Raw genomic sequence first — 16,468 nt, forward strand, 5'->3', positions numbered from 1 at the left:
TGCCAGGTGCGTTCTGGACGATGGGTTGTGCGTCCAGAACTGCGACCGCGAATCGTGTTCGCAGCCGATGGACCGTATCCAGGCCGTGGAAAGGGGTAGCCCGTCTCGACCGGACGTCGCACCTGAAAGGAACGAACGTTCTGCCTTGATCAGGTTCTCAGTGTTTGGTTCACGATGTCAAGACAGAACGTTCTACATAGAGGTGCGCAGTGCGGCGTTCCTCATGCCGTGAACGCGGCTTGGCGGCAGGGATTGCAGCGATCCCTCCCGGGCCCAGAGGTGATCAGGACGTCCGCTCCTTCTGTGCGTCTTGGCTCAGGCCGTTGGTTGCACGCAGCGGGACCTCCTTGATGAACAGAGTGACCAGGAAAGCGATCAGGGCGACCGGGGCGACGTACAGGAAGATGTCGCCAATGGCATGACCGTAGGCGCCCTCGAGCCAGGTACGGACCGGCATGGGCAGCGCGGCGAGGTCGGGGAGTTGGCCGCTGCCGGAAGCCTTCGCGGCGGTGGCCTGGTCGTCAGGGCTGAGCTTGCCGATCGTCTCCAGGGCATGCTGGCCGATACGGCTGGAGAGGATCGAGCCGAGAACCGAGACGCCCACCGCGCCGCCGAGTGAGCGGAAGAAGGTCACAGTGGAGGACGCGGCACCAAGGTCATGAGAGGACACCTGATTCTGGGTGCACAGGACAAGGTTCTGGAGCGTCATGCCCACCCCGAGCCCGATCAGGGCCATGCAGCTTGCTGTGTACAGGTACGGGGTGTCGTAGCGGAGCATGCCCAGCAGGCCCAGACCCGCGGCGAGCAGGATGCCGCCGGCCAGCAGCCAGCCCTTCCATTTGCCGGTGCGGGTGATGACGCGTCCGGAGACGGTCGAGGAGATGAACAGGCCGCCGATGAGCGGAATCGTCATGACTCCCGACATCGTCGGAGACGCGCCACGCGCCAGCTGGAAATACTGACTGAAGAAGACGGTGCCGGCGAACAGGGCAACGCCGACGAACAGGGAGGCGACGGAAGCCAGGGCGATCGTCGGATTACGGAACAGGCGCAGGGGGATGATCGGTTCGCTGACCTTCGTCTCGATGTACAGGAAGATCAGCGTCAGTACGAGAGAGATGCCGACCAGCGTGTAGGTCTGCCAGGACAGCCAGTCGTACTTGTCGTCGGCGAAGGTGACCCAGACCAGCAGCGTGCTGACGGCGGCCGTGACGAAGTACGCTCCAGCCCAGTCCACCTTCACGTGGCGCTTGGTCAGCGGCAGGTTCAGCGTGCGCTGCAGCACGACCAGCGCGACCACTGCGAAGGGGATTCCGACGAACAGGCACCAGCGCCAGCCAAGCCAGCTGGTGTCGGTGATGACACCGCCGAGCAGCGGACCGCCGACGGTGGCGACGGCGAAGGTCGCGCCCAGGTAGCCCGAGTAGCGCCCTCGTTCACGAGGGGAGATCATCGCGGCCAACACGACCTGTCCCAGTGCCGACAGGCCACCTCCGCCCAGCCCTTGGATGACGCGCGCGGCGATCAGCGTGGCCGGGTTCGGCGCGAAACCGGCGATCAAAGAGCCGAGGACAAAGATGACCAGCGCCGCCTGGACCAGAATCTTCTTGCTGAAAAGGTCGGCGAGCTTGCCCCACAAGGGCGTCGAGGCGGTGACCGTGAGGAGCGACGAGGTGACGACCCAGGTGTAGGCACTCTGACCGCCGCCGAGGTCGCCGATGATCCGCGGCAGCGCGTTGGTGACGACGGTCGAGGACAAGATGGCGCAGAACAGGCCGAGAAGCAATCCGGAGAGGGCGCGCATGATTTGCGCGTGGGTCATCGCTGCCACTTCGCCGTCATGCTCGTGGAGGACGGGTGACTCCGTACTTCTGCTAGGCGTGGTGGGCATGGGGTGCGGTTCCTTTGTCTGAAGCGATGGGAGTCATGCGGCGGGGGTCTCGGCGGGATGGACGTCACCGACCTGTCCGGCATACGCGCGCGGTCCAGCTCGGCCACTGTCGAAGGCGGCGTGGAGTCGGGACAGCAGAGCAACCAGTCGGCGTATGTCCTCTTCGCTCCAGTCGTCCATCCGCGCAGCCAGCTCTGTAGCGCGACGCTCGGAGAGTTCGGCGAGCCGGGCGCGACCCTCGGAGGTGAGGCGCAGGATGCGTGAGCGCCTGTCGGCAGGGTCGGGCCTGCGGTCGACCCAGTTCAGCATGGTGAGTTGAGCGATGTAGCGGCTGGTGACCGACATGTCGATGCCGAGCAGTTCGGTGAGCTGGCCGATATTGACAGCGCCGTGGCGACTGAGCACGGCCAGGGTCGTGGCACACCCTGCGGAGCAGCCAGGCGGAACGATCCGGCAGAGTTCGCGCCGCACGCCGGCGACAGCCGTGAGCTGGTGTGCCAGCTCTTCATGCAAAGCAGTCGTGGCCACGTGGCATCTCCGCATTATTGCTTTGGGCAACTATATGGTCGTGAGGGTGGTCGGTTCATGGATGAGCAGCGCGGTTGGCACGTCGATCGGAGTGCGATCGCCAACGCGTAGCCATCACGCTAGCAGATAGTGAGGTAGAACGTTCGGTCTTGACAGATGGAATGCTTCACCTAAGCTGAAGACCGAACGATCTCCCACGTGAAGGCTCACGGCCGCTCCGCGCGTGGGACGAACTCCGTTCACCATCCGCGCGACTGCCGCGCTCGGCCCGACCGACTGGCGAAGGCCCGTCGGGGATGGCAACCCGAAATGCAAATCCGCCTGCGAAAGAGCGGGTCAGGGCCTCGGCTGCCGTACGAGAGTCCCGTAAGAGAGAGCGTTGGCCATGGAACCCGTTGCCCGTTTCAATGTCGACACCAGCAAGCCCCATCCCGCACGGGTGTATGACTGGCTGCTGGGCGGCGAGAACAACTATCCCGTCGACCGAGAGATCGGACAGGCGCTGCCCCCGGAAACGCGAGGCAACGCGGCCCGGAACAGGGCGTTCATGAACCGGGCCGTCACCTGGCTGGCGAAGAACGGTGTCGATCAGTTCCTCGACATCGGTTCCGGCATTCCGACCGAACCCAACCTGCATCAGGTCGTGCAGGCGATCGCGCCCGCTGCACGGATCGTCTACGCCGACAGCGATCCCAGTGTCCTGCCTCACGCGCAGGCGCTTTTGACCAGTACCCCGGAGGGGAGCACCGACTTCCTCCATGCGGATGTGCGCCAGCCCGCGGATCTGCTGGAACGCGCCGGTGAGCAACTCGACTTCGAACGCCCCGTAGCTCTTTCACTGCTCGCACTCCTTCACTTCCTGCCCGACGAGGAAGACCCCTACGGCATCGTGAGCACTCTGGTGAAGGCACTTCCTCCGGGCAGCTACCTGCTTCTGTCGCACGGAACAACTGATCAGCATCCGGAGTGGGAGGGGAAGATCGAGGCCGCGTACAAGGAGGGTGCCATTCCACTCCGGTTGCGGACTCGCAGCGAGGTCGAACCCTTCTTCGAGGGACTCGAACTCGTCGCGCCCGGGCTGGTGTACGCCACAGAGTGGTATCAGGAAGACCCTGCGCCGATCCGGGAGCGAAGCGGGCTGCATGTCGGAGTTGCCCGGATCCCCTGACGGGGCGGCCCGACGCGGCCCCATGCGATCCCATCCGGTCGACCACGCCCGCCAAGCACCACGTTCTTGCCGACGGCAAGGCATTGCGCTCGCGTTGTCGCTGACGTGGTGGCAACCCAACGATGACCCGCGAGTGCTGAGGCCGGTGGACAAGCTACCGGCCATGGCCGAGGCGTGAGCCGGCCCCGACCACGGCCCGAACCATTCGCCGACCGCGGCTACCGCCAGGACCACCGGCGTCAGATGCGAGCCCGGTAGATCCTGCGATCATCACCGAAGGCGGTCGATTCCACGGCTCCGAGCACTGCTCGACACCTGTGGATCAGCCCCGGGCTGAACGCGGAGTGCGTATCTTTTCGAAGGTCTGGTGATGGTCACCGAGTAGGCCCGCGTTCGCAGCTGGGGTCGGGAAGACACGCTAGTGCTCAGCGTAGGCACCGACGATGGATCCACCCAGTCCGTCTGCCTGATCGACGGCGTGCATACTGATCGAATGCCCTCCGCCCGCACCCTGAGCACAAGGCCGTCACAGAGAATGCCGGAGACGGACTGCGCCTGATTGCCGGCGACCGGCCGTTGGGTGCAGTGGCCCGATAGTTGTGATGCGTCGCCCTACGCCGCGTCGGCGTGGGAGTGACCGGCGAGGTTCGCCATCTCCCGCAGGCCTTCATCGAAGTTGCTGCGCGGTCGGTAACCGAGGTCGGTGCGGGCTGCGCTGATGTCGTAGACGCGATCGCGGCCCAACAGTGCGACCAGCCACTTGGTGAGCGGTGGGGGAGTGGGCCTACGAAGCAGTCGTGCCCCTCCGTCCATGAGAGCGGCGAGCGGCGCGGCGACGGCCAGGGGGACGCTGCGGCTGGCGGAGACGTCAACGCCCTGGGTGGCCAGCAGCCCGGTGAAGAAGTCGCGGATCGACATGGGGGACCCGTCGGTGACGTAGTAGGGCACGCCGTGGTGGCCTTCGGTGAGAGCCAGCAGGACGACGTCAGCGAGGTTGTGGACGTGGATGAAGTCCACGAGGTGGCGGCCTGAGTCGAGCCACAGGAACCGTCCCTTGGCGGCGTCCGCGGCCGTTTCGGCGATCTTCATGCCCGGACCCCATACCAAGGGTGGGCGCAGGATCACGAGGGTCGTTGCTTGTGACGCGGCGCCGCGCAAGGCGTCCTCAGTAGCCAACTTGGTGCGGAAATAGGCCGTGACGGGCGTGCCCTCGTCGGTGTTCTCGTCCACCACGGTGGCACGCTGGGTACCGGTGGACACACCCGCAGCGCTGAGGAGCACGAACCGAGGCACCTTCGCCTTGACCGCGGCCGCGTGCAGGGCGACCGTCGGGTGGTGATTGTCCGTACGGAAACCCGCCTCGTCGCCCCAGAACTCCATCCTGGCTGCCGCATGCACGACCGCGTCAACCTGCTGCATGGTTTGCAGCCAGGTCGGCGCAGCGGGTGAGCCGTCCGCCTGGAGGAGGTCGGCCAGATCGCCCAGCACTGCCTCGGCTCCGGCGTCGATCACCCTGTCCGCGCTCGTGCTGGAGCGGGCGATGGCGACAACTGTGTGTCCCGCGGCGCGCAGTTGACGGATCAGGTGTTGGCCGACGAAGCCGCTCCCGCCGGTGAGGAAGACGCGCATCAGGAACTCCTTGTGGTCAATTGCGTTGTACGGGCTTGCCTAGAACCCTTGCTGTAGGTCCACGTCTGGTGGCTCGGACGAGTGGGAGCGTGGGCGGAGACCCTGGCCGTGCGCTGCGCTGAGAATGGGTTCGATCAGGGCGGCGCACGGCGTTGGTGGTGGGCCGATGGTCACCACTTCGTCTGCTTGGGGACGCACGACAGCGGCTTCGGACGCCACGCCACGGCTGTTCGACTCAAGGCTGTTCCGTCAAGCTGCCTACGGCGCAAGGAGGTTGCGCAGCCCCGCGTTCTCGGCGCCGGCCACTCAGCGAAGGAAGCCTTCGTAGTGGCGCTGCTGAAGCTGGCTCTCGATCTGTCTCACCGTGTCCAGGCCCACGCCGACGATGATCAGAAGGCTGGTCCCGCCGAACGGGAAGTTCTGACTTGTGCCGCTGGTGGCCAGCGCGATGGTGGGGACGAGAGCGATCAGTCCCAGATACAGGGCGCCTGGCCAAGTGAGTCGATTGAGCGTGTAGCGCAGATATTCCGCGGTCGGCCGTCCTGCTCTGATGCCCGGGATGAACCCTCCGTACCGCTTCATGTTGTCCGCGACCTCGTCGGGGTTGAAGGTGATCGCGACATAGAAGAATGCGAAGAACACGATGAGCACGGAGTACGCGGTGATGTAGATCGGGTGGTCACTCTTGGTGAGATTCTGAGTGATCCACGTCTTCCACCCCGAGCTGCCGTCGGAGAACTGCGCGACGAGGGCTGGGATGTAGAGGAGCGAGGAGGCGAAGATGACGGGGATGACGCCTGCCAGGTTCAGCTTCAGCGGTATGTAGGTCGACGTGCCGCCATAGGAACGGCGGCCGACCATGCGCTTGGCGTACTGAACGGGGACGCGGCGTTGGGCCTGTTCCACGAACACCACCAGCGCGACCAGGACCAGGCCGACCAGAATGACACCGCCGAACTCGATCCATCCGCCGGCGAGGGTGCCCTGCTTCTTGATCGCCCACAGGGCGGACGGGGTCGTGGCGGCGATCGAGATGAACATCAGGATCGACATGCCGTTGCCGATGCCACGATCGGTGATCAGTTCACCGAGCCACATGACCACACAGGTGCCGGCGGTCATGGAGATGACCATCGTGACGGTGGTGAAGATCGCCTGATCCGGGACGATATTGCCGGCGGCCGTGCAACCGGAGAAGAGGGCCCCGCTGCGGGCAGTGGCCACAAGTCCGGTGCCCTGGAGGACCGCCAGTGCCACGGTCAGGTAGCGGGTGTACTGGATGATCTTTGCATTGCCGGCCTGACCCTCTTTCTTGAGGGCTTCCAGACGCGGGATGACGACGGTCAGCAGTTGCAGGATGATGCTGGCGGTGATGTAAGGCAAGACGCCCAGCGCGAAGATGGTGATCTGGAGCAGAGCGCCGCCGCTGAACAGGTTGACCAGTCCGAGTAGACCCTGGCTGCCGGACGTCTCATCGACGCACTGCTGGACAGCTCTGTAGTTGACGCCCGGGAGTGGGACGTGGGTCCCTATCCGGTACACCACGATGATGCCGAGCGTGAAAAGCAGCTTCTTGCGCAGGTCGGGCGTTTTGAATGCGTGGGCGAATGTGGCGATCACGGTGCCTCCGGCGACCCTGCAAGTACGTGCCGTCGTGAGGGTCAGGGGTTCTACAGAAAGGACAAAGCAATGGACGGGATGTGTGCTGCGGGGTCACAGCTGTCCTTGTTCGGCTTGAGTCCTCCGCCTCGTCGTTACACTGCAAGACTAAACGTTCTATCACGCAGCATCGTGGGCCTTGACGGGTGCGCCTGTCAAGACCGAACGATCTGTCTCGCTGCCGTCGTCGGAGGGCGGCAACAGCGGTCGTGATTGGTGGGCACTCCGCGGCTAGGTGCTTCGGCGTCACCCACTGGTTCCGGTCTGGGACGTGAAGGCGATCGCAATGATCACCTCCCGGTGATCCCGCCAACGGCCGCCGCGCTGCGGCGATCGGAAGGGAGCGGCTATGCGCTGGCCGCGCCATCGGCGGGGTCGGCTGACGTCCACCAGCCATCACTTGCCTCGCCATTGCTTCTGGCCGCAAGCCCATAGGACCGACGCTGAAGTGATCTTCCAGTTCGTGACGCAGGAACCTACCGGTCTCGGTCCGGCTGGCGCCGGGACCGAGCAGCTGAAGGGGAGGGGCGAGCATGCACTCGTATTCGACCTGCACGTCGTCAGCTACGCCCACCGGATCCCACTCATTGAGCGGATGGCGCAGGTCGTATGCGGTGGAAGGTGCCGGGGTCTGATGCCCCGGACTGTCACCGGGAACGACCGCCGGCACCTGTCTTCCGATCCCACCGAACCGCTTATGCCGGGTTCCCGGGGTCCGCCTTGAGTAGCAGCCTGTGCAAGGTCGCCAGTTCGTCCGGCGTCAATGCGCCGAGAGTGTGCTGCATGACGCGTTCGACGACCTTGCTCCCTTCGAGTCGTAGCCGTTCTCCCTCCGCGGTGAGGCGGTGTCGGACGGCGCGGCCCGGCGCGGAGACCCGCTCGATGAGCCCTCGGCCGATCATCCGGCCCGCCAGCGTGCCTATCGACTGGTCCGTCTGGAACGTCAGCACCGCGAGCGCATGCAGGGACGCGTCCGGTTGGGTGTGCAGATGCCTCAGCACATCCCACTGTGGCAGGGACAGGCCGAGCTCGCCCAAACCGGTGTTCGCCGCGCGATGGTGGTGCCATTGCAGTCGTTTGACCGCCAGTCCGACGTCCTGCAATGTCACGGCAGTCATGGTGATGCCCTTCAATCTCAGTATCCTTAGCTACACGTCCTCATCCTACGAGGAGCGGTGACTTGGCACCTCTGTGAGCTGCGGTCACCGCCGATGGCAGTGGGGGAGATGCGTCCGAGTTGAGGAAGCACGATGCACTCCGTTGCCCGCAGGGGGCCAGGTGCCTGTTTTGCAGGAGACCGGCATGCCGACCAGTGATCCGTTGACGATGGTGATCCTGTTCGACGTGGAAGCCGGAGAGCCAGGCGAAGCGGTACGCGAATTCGCTGCAGCGAAGGAGTACGCCGCTTGGATGGGCGCGATTGCGACTTGCTGCCCGTGGTCTACGGCAGTGGGTATGGCTTCGCTTTGACGGAGGTGGCTGACGGGCGGGCATATTGAGTGGGCGGATGTGGGCGGTGTGACCGCTGATTCGTTGGCCGATGGCCGGTTGGTGTCCATCAGCTATCTGTCCTGGGTTTGTCACCGTTCTGTGGCGTGCCTGCCGGTGCGGGCGCATTGGCAGGGGGGTGCCGCTGCGCCCGTGGGTCTCACGGAACTGTCACTTCGATCCCGGGCAGGACTATGCGCACGTCGAGTTCCGGTGCGATGCGGGCGACGGTGTCGGCGTAGTGGCGGGGATCGTGGTCGGTCTTGGTGATGATCTGGTCACCGAGTCGGCCGCTGTGGAAGGCGTAGTGCTGGGGGACGGCGAGTGTCGGCTTGAGAACGGCCGTCAGGTTGGCGGCCTGTTCGGCGTTCATGACCATTTGCTGGTGGTTCATCGGCCTGACGCACAGGCCGTTGATCGGCAGGAGGGCCAGGTCGATGTGGCCGAACCGTTCCGGAATGGTGTCGAGTTCCGGTACCCGGAGCGAGTCGCCTCCGAAGAAGACCGTACGTCCGCCGGCCTGGAGGATGAAGGTGACCTCGTGGACGCCGTGCTGGCCTGGCGTTGCGGTCACGGAGAGGTCCTTGACGGTGGTTGATTCCCACGCCTCGATGGTCCGGACGTCGCGAAAGCCCTTACTGTGTGCGATGGATGTCACCGTACCGGGCCCGATCAGAGGTGTGTCGAGATCGAAGCCTCCGGCGACGAGGGCGTCCAGGTCGCAGTGGTCGTAGTGCTCATGGCTGATGGCGACGGCATCGATGCGGCCGAGTTCCTCGACGGCCAGATGGGTCGGTTCGCCGGGATAGTAGGTCGCGGTCTGGGTGAACCAAGGGTCGGTCAGTACACGGATCTCACCGAACTCGATCAGCTGGCAGGCGTGATCGATGCGGGTCACCTTCAGTGGGGTCTTCATGTGGGTCTCCTTGCCTAGGGGTGTGCGGGGGTGGTTGTCACCGGTCACCGATGTCGAGCAGCGCGCCCAGCAGTTCTTCGGGTGTCTCGATTTGCGGCATGTGGCCTGCGCGGGGCAGTGGGGTGAATGCCGCGATCGGGAGCGCTCGCGCGTATGCCCTGCCGTATTCGGTGGTGACGATTCGGTCGCTTTCTCCCCACACGACATGGAAGGGGATGTGTATGTCGGCGAGCCGTTTGGCGAGTGTCGGGTCGGACATGGTGAGACCGGTGTAGCTGACGAGCGCGGCGACGTCCGGTCCTGGTCCCTTGCCGCCGGTGTGCGTCGGGGTGGGTGCCCTGCGGGGGTCGTGGAAGGAGCGGGTGTGCAGTTCGGTGGGGGTCAGGCCCCTGAGGTCCGCCATCGGGCTGCCGTCAACTTCGATGCCGATTCCGTTGATGATCACTCCGCCGCTGACGCGGGGGCTGCCCTGGAGGGCGATCTCCGCGGCCAGCCATCCGCCGAAGGAATTGCCGATCACGGTGACGTCGCTGACGTCGAGTGTGTCCAGCATCGCGATGTAAGCCTTCGCGAGGTCGGAGACGCTGGTGAGTGCGGTGTTCCTCGGGGTGCCGTCGAAGCCGGGGTGCGTGGGCAGGAAGACGCGGGAATGAGTGCGCTCGGCCAGCAGGTCGGCGAATCCTGCCATGGTCGCCGGGCCGCCCCCGCCGTGTAGCAGCAGGTACGGGCGGGTGCGGTCGCGGTCTTGGACGGTCAGGTCCACCGGGCCGAGGGAACTCACGTGGACGGTGGCGGTTTCGGTGCGGGTGGGGCGCAGGCTGCCTGCTGCGATCGGTTTGCTCATCGCTTCCCTCTTCTCTAAGGCTTGAGGCTTATATAAGGAACCTTAGATCAGGTTGTTTATATAAGCAACCTGATCTGGCCGGGGTTCTGTGAAGGAATCGTGTGGCCCGTCTGGAACGGCTCGTCCGATGTCGGTGCAACGGTTCTCACCCTCGGCGGCGACTCCACGGTGGCGGCACCACAGCGTGCGGTGACCAGGCATCGCTGGCCATGAGGTCGGAGGGACCACTAGAGGTCAGTAGGGCAACCCTCGGGAATTGCATCAGACGGACGCGATCGTGGGTCTGTTCACTTACGAGTTGGTGCGTGACAGCGGGTGAGGCGTCGTTTCTGGCCAGTGGCATGATCCGGGTGTGGCGATCATGGTCAATCGGGCGGTGTTGGCGCATCCGCTGTTCACGGGGATCTCTCGACGGCATCTTGCGCTCCTCGTCGAGGAGTTGGCGGTGCCGTGGCAAGCCAGGGTCGAGGGGCGTCGCCATGCTGACGCGGTGGGGCCATAAAGCGGGCCGCAGGGGCTGGCGCCCGTCACCAACTGGTCTTCGTCGATCGGCTGGTGGCCACACTGATCCATCTGCGGCACGACCTGCCGCACTCGGTGCTGGGCCTGCTGTTTAGCGTTGACCGCTCCACCATCACCCGTGCGATCGCAGAGATACGCCAGCTCCTGGCCGAGCGGGGATGCGCGGTCCCGGACCGCCCCGGTCTGCGATTACAGACTCTTGCCGACGTGTTCGCCTACGCCCAGGCCGAAGGCGTCGAGCTGCGGCTGGACGCCACCGAGATCCAGGTCCGTCGGCCACCGGCCGGACGCGGCGGACAGCGCGCCTTCGTTCCCGGGAAGAAGAAACTGAACACGATGAAGGCCACTGTCATCGCCGACTGGCGCGGCCGCACCTTATGGACCGACACCATGCGGCCTGGTCGTATGCACGATGCCACGGCTGCCCGCAACGAAGGCATCGCCGTCTGCTTCCAGTACTTCCCCGGCGTCGAGGTCCTCCTGGACGACGGCTACCTCGGCCTGCGCCGTGACCACCACGGGCAAGCGATCACACCGCCGAGAAAACCACGGCCCGGAGCACTGCCCAGCAGGGTCGAACAGTGAGAACGCGACCGGCACGGGCACTCATCCGACCGCATCACCGTCGAACACGCCCTCGCCGACCACAAACGCTGGAAGCAACTGACGCGCTGGACCCACCGCCGCGACCGCCTGCCCGACACCTACCGCGCCATCGCCAGGCTCGTCTCCGACCGCACCGCCACAACCTGAGAACGGCCGCGAGCAGGAGAAACACGCCTCACCCACTATCACGCACCAACTCGTAAGACTGTGTCCTATGTGGTGATCGCTCGTTGGGCTGTGCATGGGGCGGGGTACGTGGAGTTGGATTGTTCCGGACGGCCTGTGGGAGATCGCTGAGCCGCTGATCCCGCCGTCGAAGGTGCGGCCGCAGGGCGGGGGAACGAAGGACACGCCTGATGAGACGCTGTTCGCGGCGATCATCTACGTGCTGATCAGCGGTTGCGCCTGGCGGTCTCTCCCGCCGTGTTCCGGGATATCGAAGTCGACCGCGCACCGCCGGTTCCTGATCTGGTCGCGGGCCGGCGTGTGGGGCCGGCTACACGAAGCGGTGTTCCACCGACTCGATGACGCTGGCCTCATCGACGCCTCGCGCGTGGTCCTCGACTCCGCTCACGTGCGGGCTAAAAATGGGGCGAACTCACAGCTCCGAGCTCCGTGGACCGGGGCAAGCCGGGTTCCAAGATGCACGTCCTGTCGGACGCGAACGGACTGCCCCTGGTCGTCGGCGTCTCGGCCGCCAACACCCACGACAGCGAAGCACTGAAACCCATGGTCGAGGGTCACCAAACGAGACACGACCCCCACCGCGGCCGCCACTTCAAGCCTCAGCGCCTGCACGCCAACAAGGCGTATGACATCCCCCACCTGCGGAAATGGTTAAGAGGCAAACGCATCGGCGTGCGCATCGCCCGCAAAGGCATCGAGTCCAGCGAACGCCTGGGGCGCCGTCGTTGGGTGATCGAGCGGACGATGTCCTGGCTGTCCGACTACCGCAGGCTCAGCCCCCGCTACGAGCGCAATCCCCGTAACTACCTGGCCTTTCTCGGATTGGCCGCAGCCATCTGCTGCTACAAGCGACTGATCCGCCTCACCACATAGGACACGGTCTAATGAGCTGGATGTCCCATCCGCGGCGAACACGCACCGCGTGGGTACCCGCGACCCCGATCTACGGGTCCGTCATCGCTCGCGCGACATCGTCGGGGAAGGGACAGCTGCCCCACGTCAGCTCCCACCAGTCGCGCTGTCCCCACAGACGCCGGCCGGGACGGCCGCCCCACTCGCTCGTGCGGTCAACGGCGGGCCATGAATTAGTTGCCCAGCACTGGTTGGGATCGCGCAGTCCGATCCGCGTGAACAGGTCGGACGGAGGAATGCGTGCGGAGTCCGGCATCGGGGGCACGTCCTCCAGAGCCCGCTGCACTTCGTCAGTCAGAGGCTGCTGGTCATCCCGGCCACGGCATTCATCGAAGTCGGCATCGAAGGGCGGAATCGGGGGGCGGTCAGTGACCGTCATCCGGGCGCCATGACGAGGTGCCTCAGCAGGAACGAGGTGGCTGTTCTTCTCGCCAGCCGCATGCCCGGCAGGCCTGCATACCTGCCCCGGGGCACCAGGTAGTCGAGCACGTTCGACGGGGTGGGAGTGATCAGGACCAGATTGTCCGGCCTGGGGGAGACGGTGAGGTCGTAGTGGGTCACGTTGGCGAGATCCCACGCTCCCGGCCAATGGTGTCGAAACCCAGACAGAGGCACGGATCGAAAGATCGCTGGGGGTGGGAGCGACGTACCCCACACCCTCATCTACAGGTCGGGGACGGCCGGGTGTCTGACATGCGTGCTGGGTCGTTGCTAATCGGTAAAATCCCCATACCTACAAAAATGCCTCCGGGACGTCGCTGCCCACGCAGCAGGCCGAAGCCGACGAACGCGAGCGCCAGGAGCAGGAGTGCTGCGCCAGCAGGAAGGGGTACAGGGGGTCGGCGGCTGGCTCTCCCGCCCCCGCACCTGAGGCAGGCAAGCCGCCACCGGCCACGTGGGCAAGCCCCAGCCGACCTGGGCGCGCCCGCATTGTCGGTGGCGGCTGCAACGCTGATCAGATGAACGGCGATGAGCAACTGCTGAAGGGCCGGGTCTACGGCGCGGACCACGACGACGCCAACCCCGGCCCGCTCCCGCACCGGACCATGCCGCGCTGGTCGGCAGACCGCTGGACGGCCTGCTGCTGGACATCCACGGATGGCGGACCGAGGAAGTCGACGACGGCGTCGCCCGGTCCACCGAACTGTCGCGGTGGCCCTGCGGCCGCGCCCTGTACGACCCGCGCCCATGCCCCCGCACACCCGGCCCGGGCGTGTGCTGCCGCCTGTACTACTCCGGCGATACCCCCTGCTTCTTCCGCAGGGTGCTGACCGACCTTGCCAAGGAGTACGGCATCCCGCTCCGCGAGGATCCCAAGGACAACAAAGTTCGCGGCACCATCAAACGGGACTGGCTCGTCAAACAGTACGTTCACCGCCGCCAACCCCGCAGGACCTCGCCCGCGAAACCGGCATGAGCACCGCGAACATGGCCCGCTGGGTCCACACCCACAGCATCCCCCTCCGGCCACGCGGCGGAGCCAGCCGCATTCCCGTCCTCTGCGTCGTTGACGAAGCCGAAGGCGCTTCCCGCTATCCTCCGGCCCGCTCTCACCTGCTCCTTCGGCTGGCAACGACTCGAACGTTTCGCGGCGGCGCCGCCCTGTCCGACGGCTCGGCGAGGCCGCCCGAGCCGTTCCCGCCACCCAACCCGTCACGCGTTGCCGCAACAGTGCAGCAACTGCGGAACCTCAGTTCTTTACTTCCAGGTCAAGAATGATGCTAGAGTTCTGATCGTGGGAAGACCCAAGCAGTTCGATCCCGATGCCGCCGTTGACCACGCCATGGACGTGTTCTGGCGGAAGGGGTATGCCGGGACCACGCCGCAGGACCTCGTCGACGCGATCGGCATCGGCAAGGGCAGCCTCTACAACACCTTCGGCAGTAAACGCGCCTTGTTCGAGCAGGCACTTCGCCGCTATCGCGACGGTCAGGCCCTTGTTCTGATGGAGATGTTGGAGGAGTCCGGTCCGGTCAAGGCGCGTCTGCGCAAGACACTTGGGTTCCTTGCCGAGATGGACCTCGCCGACCCGGACCGTCGGGGCTGCATGGCCGTGAACACGGCGGCAGAGCTCGCCGGTACGGACCAGGTGGCAACCGAGCTCGTCCAGGGCATGTTCGCCCGGACCGAGGACGTTTTCCGCGCGCTGATCGAAGAGGGGCAACGCTCGGGAGAGATCGCACCGGAACGTGATCCCGCGGCCCTGGGAAGCCTGCTGCTGAACACACTCGTAGGCCTGCGGATCATGGCACGTGTTACCGAAAGTCCTGATCGGCTTGTCCGAGTGATCGACGCGACGGTCGACTCTCTCTAACCCGAACCGCAGCACTCGCTCTGGAGTGACTGCTCTCTTATTTTGTACTTCAAGGTCAAGAACTGGAGTGTCGTGCACCTCAATCTCACCGCCAAGACGGCCGTCGTCACCGGTGCCAGCCGGGGCATCGGGCTCGCCACCGTTCGTACTCTCACAGCCGAAGGCGTTCGCGTCGTCGGCGCCGCCCGCACCATTACGCCCGAGTTGAAGGAAACCGGCGCCTACGCGGTGTCGGCCGACCTGAGCACCGCCGAAGGCGTCACCACTCTCATCGACAGCGCCCTCACCGAGCTGGGCGGCATCGACCTGTTGGTGAACAACGTCGGAGCCGGGGACGACGTGAACCCCGTCGGCTTCCTCGACACCGACGACACCCAGTGGACCCGCATCCTCGACCTCAACCTGCTCAGTGCCGTCCGTGCCGCCCGCGCGGCTCTCCCGAGCCTGATCGAGCGCCGTGGGTCGATCGTCAACGTCTCGTCCATCAACTCACGGCTGCCCGCCGCCGGCCCGGTCGCCTACAGCGCGGCCAAGGCCGCCCTAGCTGCACTCGGCAAGTCCCTGGCTGAGGAGTTCGGACCTCAGGGCGTGCGCGTGAACACCGTCTCTCCCGGAGTGGTCCGCACTTCCCTATGGGAGGACCCTGAGGGATTCGGTAGCAAGGTGGCGGCCGAAGCCGGGGCGGAGCATGCCGCGTACCTTCAGCAGCTCCCGGAGGCTCTCAACATCACTACCGGTCGCATTACCGAACCCGAGGAAGTGGCGGCCTTGATCGCGTTCCTTCTCTCCGACGTCGCGGGCAACATCACTGGGGCCGACTACATCGTCGACGGTGGCACCCTCAAGACGCTCTGAATCATGAAGTCCCCCGGGGCGGGGCTGATTCGTATGGCTGCGGGATGAGAGGCTCCTGTCCCGCAGCCATAAGCACTTCGGTCCGGTTGTACGGTGCGACCATCAGGACAAGCGGCGCCCGAGGAAACAGCATGGGCAGGCCGATCTTGAACGATGCGCTGCCAGCCCGCCTTACTGATCGTTTCAGAATGAGACGTGGAGGCCGGGCAGTTGTCAGTCTTCGAGGCGTTGAAGGATCCGTGTGAAGTCGCCGTTCTGGATCATCCCGGCGAGGACCTGGGTCACGTTGGTGATGTCGGCATCGCGGGCGATGAGCCCGTCCGAGCACCAGAAGTAGCGGCCTGCGAGGGGTTCCCCACTGGCAGCCCATCGCCTCGTGAGGATCTCGACCTGGGCGAGGGTGATGACGGTCGCGCTCCACCGGGTGCCGGCCTTCAGGTCCACGAAGGCGTCGACATTGTCCACGGGTTCCAAGTCCTCGCATGCGGCAAGAACGCGGCCTCGAACTGATCCGTGTAGACCTGGTACCAGGGTCTGTCCCACCTGCCCGGGGCTGTGCTGTGGCGCATCGGGCGAGTGTGCCGGGCTGATTCGGCCTCCTCAACCGCTTTGTTTGGCACGCCTCCTGGCGTGAACAGCTTCCAGTCGACCTCGGGGTGTTCGGCGGGCACCGCGGCGGACCTCGATTGACTGCGGGGAGCGGCCCCATCCGAGCAGGACCATGTGGTCGAAGTCGGCTCGGCGGACCCGAAGACGGGTGGGCAGCCTGCTCGGGTCCGAGCGGGGGGGGGGGCGGTGGCGACCATGTCCGCCAGGTCCTCGAAGTCGGCAGACCTCCGTGACCTGACCTTGGTGCAGCGTCCCGTCCGAGTTCCCGCTCGGGTCGACCAGCAGGCCGCGGTCGACGAACCACCGCACCACGAAGGCCGTGACTGCGCGGATCTACCCGT

Annotated in this window: 15 protein-coding genes and 2 pseudogenes; 7 read left to right on the forward strand and 10 right to left on the reverse strand. The window is 65.4% G+C overall.

All coding sequences use genetic code 11. From position 1 onward, the window contains the following. Positions 1-283: 283 nt before the first annotated feature. Together M2163_RS03935 and M2163_RS03940 are read right to left on the reverse strand one after the other, a co-directional pair. Complete coding sequence (locus tag M2163_RS03935; protein WP_348541026.1) at positions 284-1,822, reverse strand: MDR family MFS transporter; 1,539 nt, start codon at positions 1,820-1,822, stop codon at positions 284-286. A gap of 102 nt (positions 1,823-1,924) precedes the next feature. Next, positions 1,925-2,419: a MarR family transcriptional regulator gene (locus M2163_RS03940; RefSeq protein WP_280854473.1), complete on the reverse strand. Its 495-nt coding sequence runs from the start codon at positions 2,417-2,419 to the stop codon at positions 1,925-1,927. Between the two features lie 385 nt (positions 2,420-2,804). Between M2163_RS03940 and M2163_RS03945 the strand changes: the two genes are divergently transcribed. Continuing rightward, a complete protein-coding gene (locus tag M2163_RS03945) occupies positions 2,805-3,587 on the forward strand; it encodes an SAM-dependent methyltransferase (RefSeq protein ID WP_280854472.1) in 783 nt (260 codons plus the stop codon). A gap of 612 nt (positions 3,588-4,199) precedes the next feature. Here M2163_RS03945 and M2163_RS03950 read toward each other — a convergent pair. The 3 genes from M2163_RS03950 to M2163_RS03960 form a co-directional block, all read right to left on the reverse strand. After that, positions 4,200-5,216 carry an NAD(P)-dependent oxidoreductase gene (locus M2163_RS03950; RefSeq protein ID WP_280854471.1) on the reverse strand — a complete coding sequence of 339 codons (1,017 nt, stop codon included), beginning with the start codon at positions 5,214-5,216 and terminating at the stop codon, positions 4,200-4,202. Between the two features lie 306 nt (positions 5,217-5,522). Further along, positions 5,523-6,836: a preprotein translocase subunit SecY gene (gene secY / locus M2163_RS03955; RefSeq protein WP_280854470.1), complete on the reverse strand. Its 1,314-nt coding sequence runs from the start codon at positions 6,834-6,836 to the stop codon at positions 5,523-5,525. 734 nt (positions 6,837-7,570) lie between these two features. After that, positions 7,571-8,008 carry a MarR family winged helix-turn-helix transcriptional regulator gene (locus tag M2163_RS03960; protein WP_280854469.1) on the reverse strand — a complete coding sequence of 146 codons (438 nt, stop codon included), beginning with the start codon at positions 8,006-8,008 and terminating at the stop codon, positions 7,571-7,573. Positions 8,009-8,177: 169 nt separating this feature from the next. Here M2163_RS03960 and M2163_RS03965 point away from each other — a divergent pair, with 169 nt between their 5' ends. Then, on the forward strand, positions 8,178-8,345 hold the full coding sequence (locus M2163_RS03965) for a hypothetical protein (protein WP_280854468.1): 168 nt from the start codon (positions 8,178-8,180) through the stop codon (positions 8,343-8,345). Positions 8,346-8,523: 178 nt separating this feature from the next. Here M2163_RS03965 and M2163_RS03970 read toward each other — a convergent pair whose 3' ends face one another. Together M2163_RS03970 and M2163_RS03975 are read right to left on the reverse strand one after the other, a co-directional pair. Continuing rightward, positions 8,524-9,279, reverse strand: coding sequence for an MBL fold metallo-hydrolase (locus tag M2163_RS03970; protein ID WP_280854467.1), 756 nt, complete (start codon positions 9,277-9,279; stop codon positions 8,524-8,526). Positions 9,280-9,316: 37 nt separating this feature from the next. Next, the gene (locus tag M2163_RS03975; protein WP_280893097.1) at positions 9,317-10,123 is read right to left on the reverse strand and encodes an alpha/beta hydrolase; all 807 of its coding nucleotides are present in this window, start codon (positions 10,121-10,123) and stop codon (positions 9,317-9,319) included. A gap of 361 nt (positions 10,124-10,484) precedes the next feature. Between M2163_RS03975 and M2163_RS03980 the strand changes: the two are divergent. Continuing rightward, positions 10,485-11,398, forward strand: a pseudogene (locus tag M2163_RS03980) (transposase family protein). Positions 11,399-11,492: 94 nt separating this feature from the next. After that, positions 11,493-12,310 (forward strand): IS5 family transposase gene (locus M2163_RS03985; protein ID WP_280854465.1). Its coding sequence is split into 2 segments (ribosomal slippage): positions 11,493-11,841 and positions 11,841-12,310, totalling 819 coding nucleotides; the frame shifts between segments, so codons are not numbered across the junction. Between the two features lie 70 nt (positions 12,311-12,380). Here the strand turns inward: M2163_RS03985 and M2163_RS03990 are convergent. Next, the gene (locus M2163_RS03990; protein WP_280854464.1) at positions 12,381-12,605 is read right to left on the reverse strand and encodes a hypothetical protein; all 225 of its coding nucleotides are present in this window, start codon (positions 12,603-12,605) and stop codon (positions 12,381-12,383) included. 119 nt (positions 12,606-12,724) lie between these two features. Then, complete coding sequence (locus M2163_RS03995; RefSeq protein ID WP_280854463.1) at positions 12,725-12,910, reverse strand: hypothetical protein; 186 nt, start codon at positions 12,908-12,910, stop codon at positions 12,725-12,727. Between the two features lie 398 nt (positions 12,911-13,308). On the opposite strand from M2163_RS03995, the pseudogene M2163_RS04000 reads away from it, so the two are divergent. From M2163_RS04000 to M2163_RS04010, 3 genes and pseudogenes are all read left to right on the forward strand, one after another. Next, positions 13,309-13,598, forward strand: a pseudogene (locus M2163_RS04000) (hypothetical protein); the annotation flags it as partial. Positions 13,599-14,084: 486 nt separating this feature from the next. Beyond that, positions 14,085-14,663, forward strand: a complete 579-nt coding sequence (locus M2163_RS04005; RefSeq protein ID WP_280854462.1) for a TetR/AcrR family transcriptional regulator — start codon at positions 14,085-14,087, stop codon at positions 14,661-14,663. Between the two features lie 72 nt (positions 14,664-14,735). Beyond that, positions 14,736-15,518: an oxidoreductase gene (locus M2163_RS04010; RefSeq protein WP_280855122.1), complete on the forward strand. Its 783-nt coding sequence runs from the start codon at positions 14,736-14,738 to the stop codon at positions 15,516-15,518. A 213-nt stretch (positions 15,519-15,731) separates the two neighbouring features. Here M2163_RS04010 and M2163_RS04015 read toward each other — a convergent pair whose 3' ends face one another. After that, positions 15,732-15,983, reverse strand: a complete 252-nt coding sequence (locus M2163_RS04015) for a hypothetical protein (RefSeq protein ID WP_348540996.1) — start codon at positions 15,981-15,983, stop codon at positions 15,732-15,734. Positions 15,984-16,468: the final 485 nt, after the last annotated feature.

This window comes from Streptomyces sp. SAI-135 (genome assembly GCF_029893805.1).
Lineage (GTDB): Bacteria > Actinomycetota > Actinomycetes > Streptomycetales > Streptomycetaceae > Streptomyces.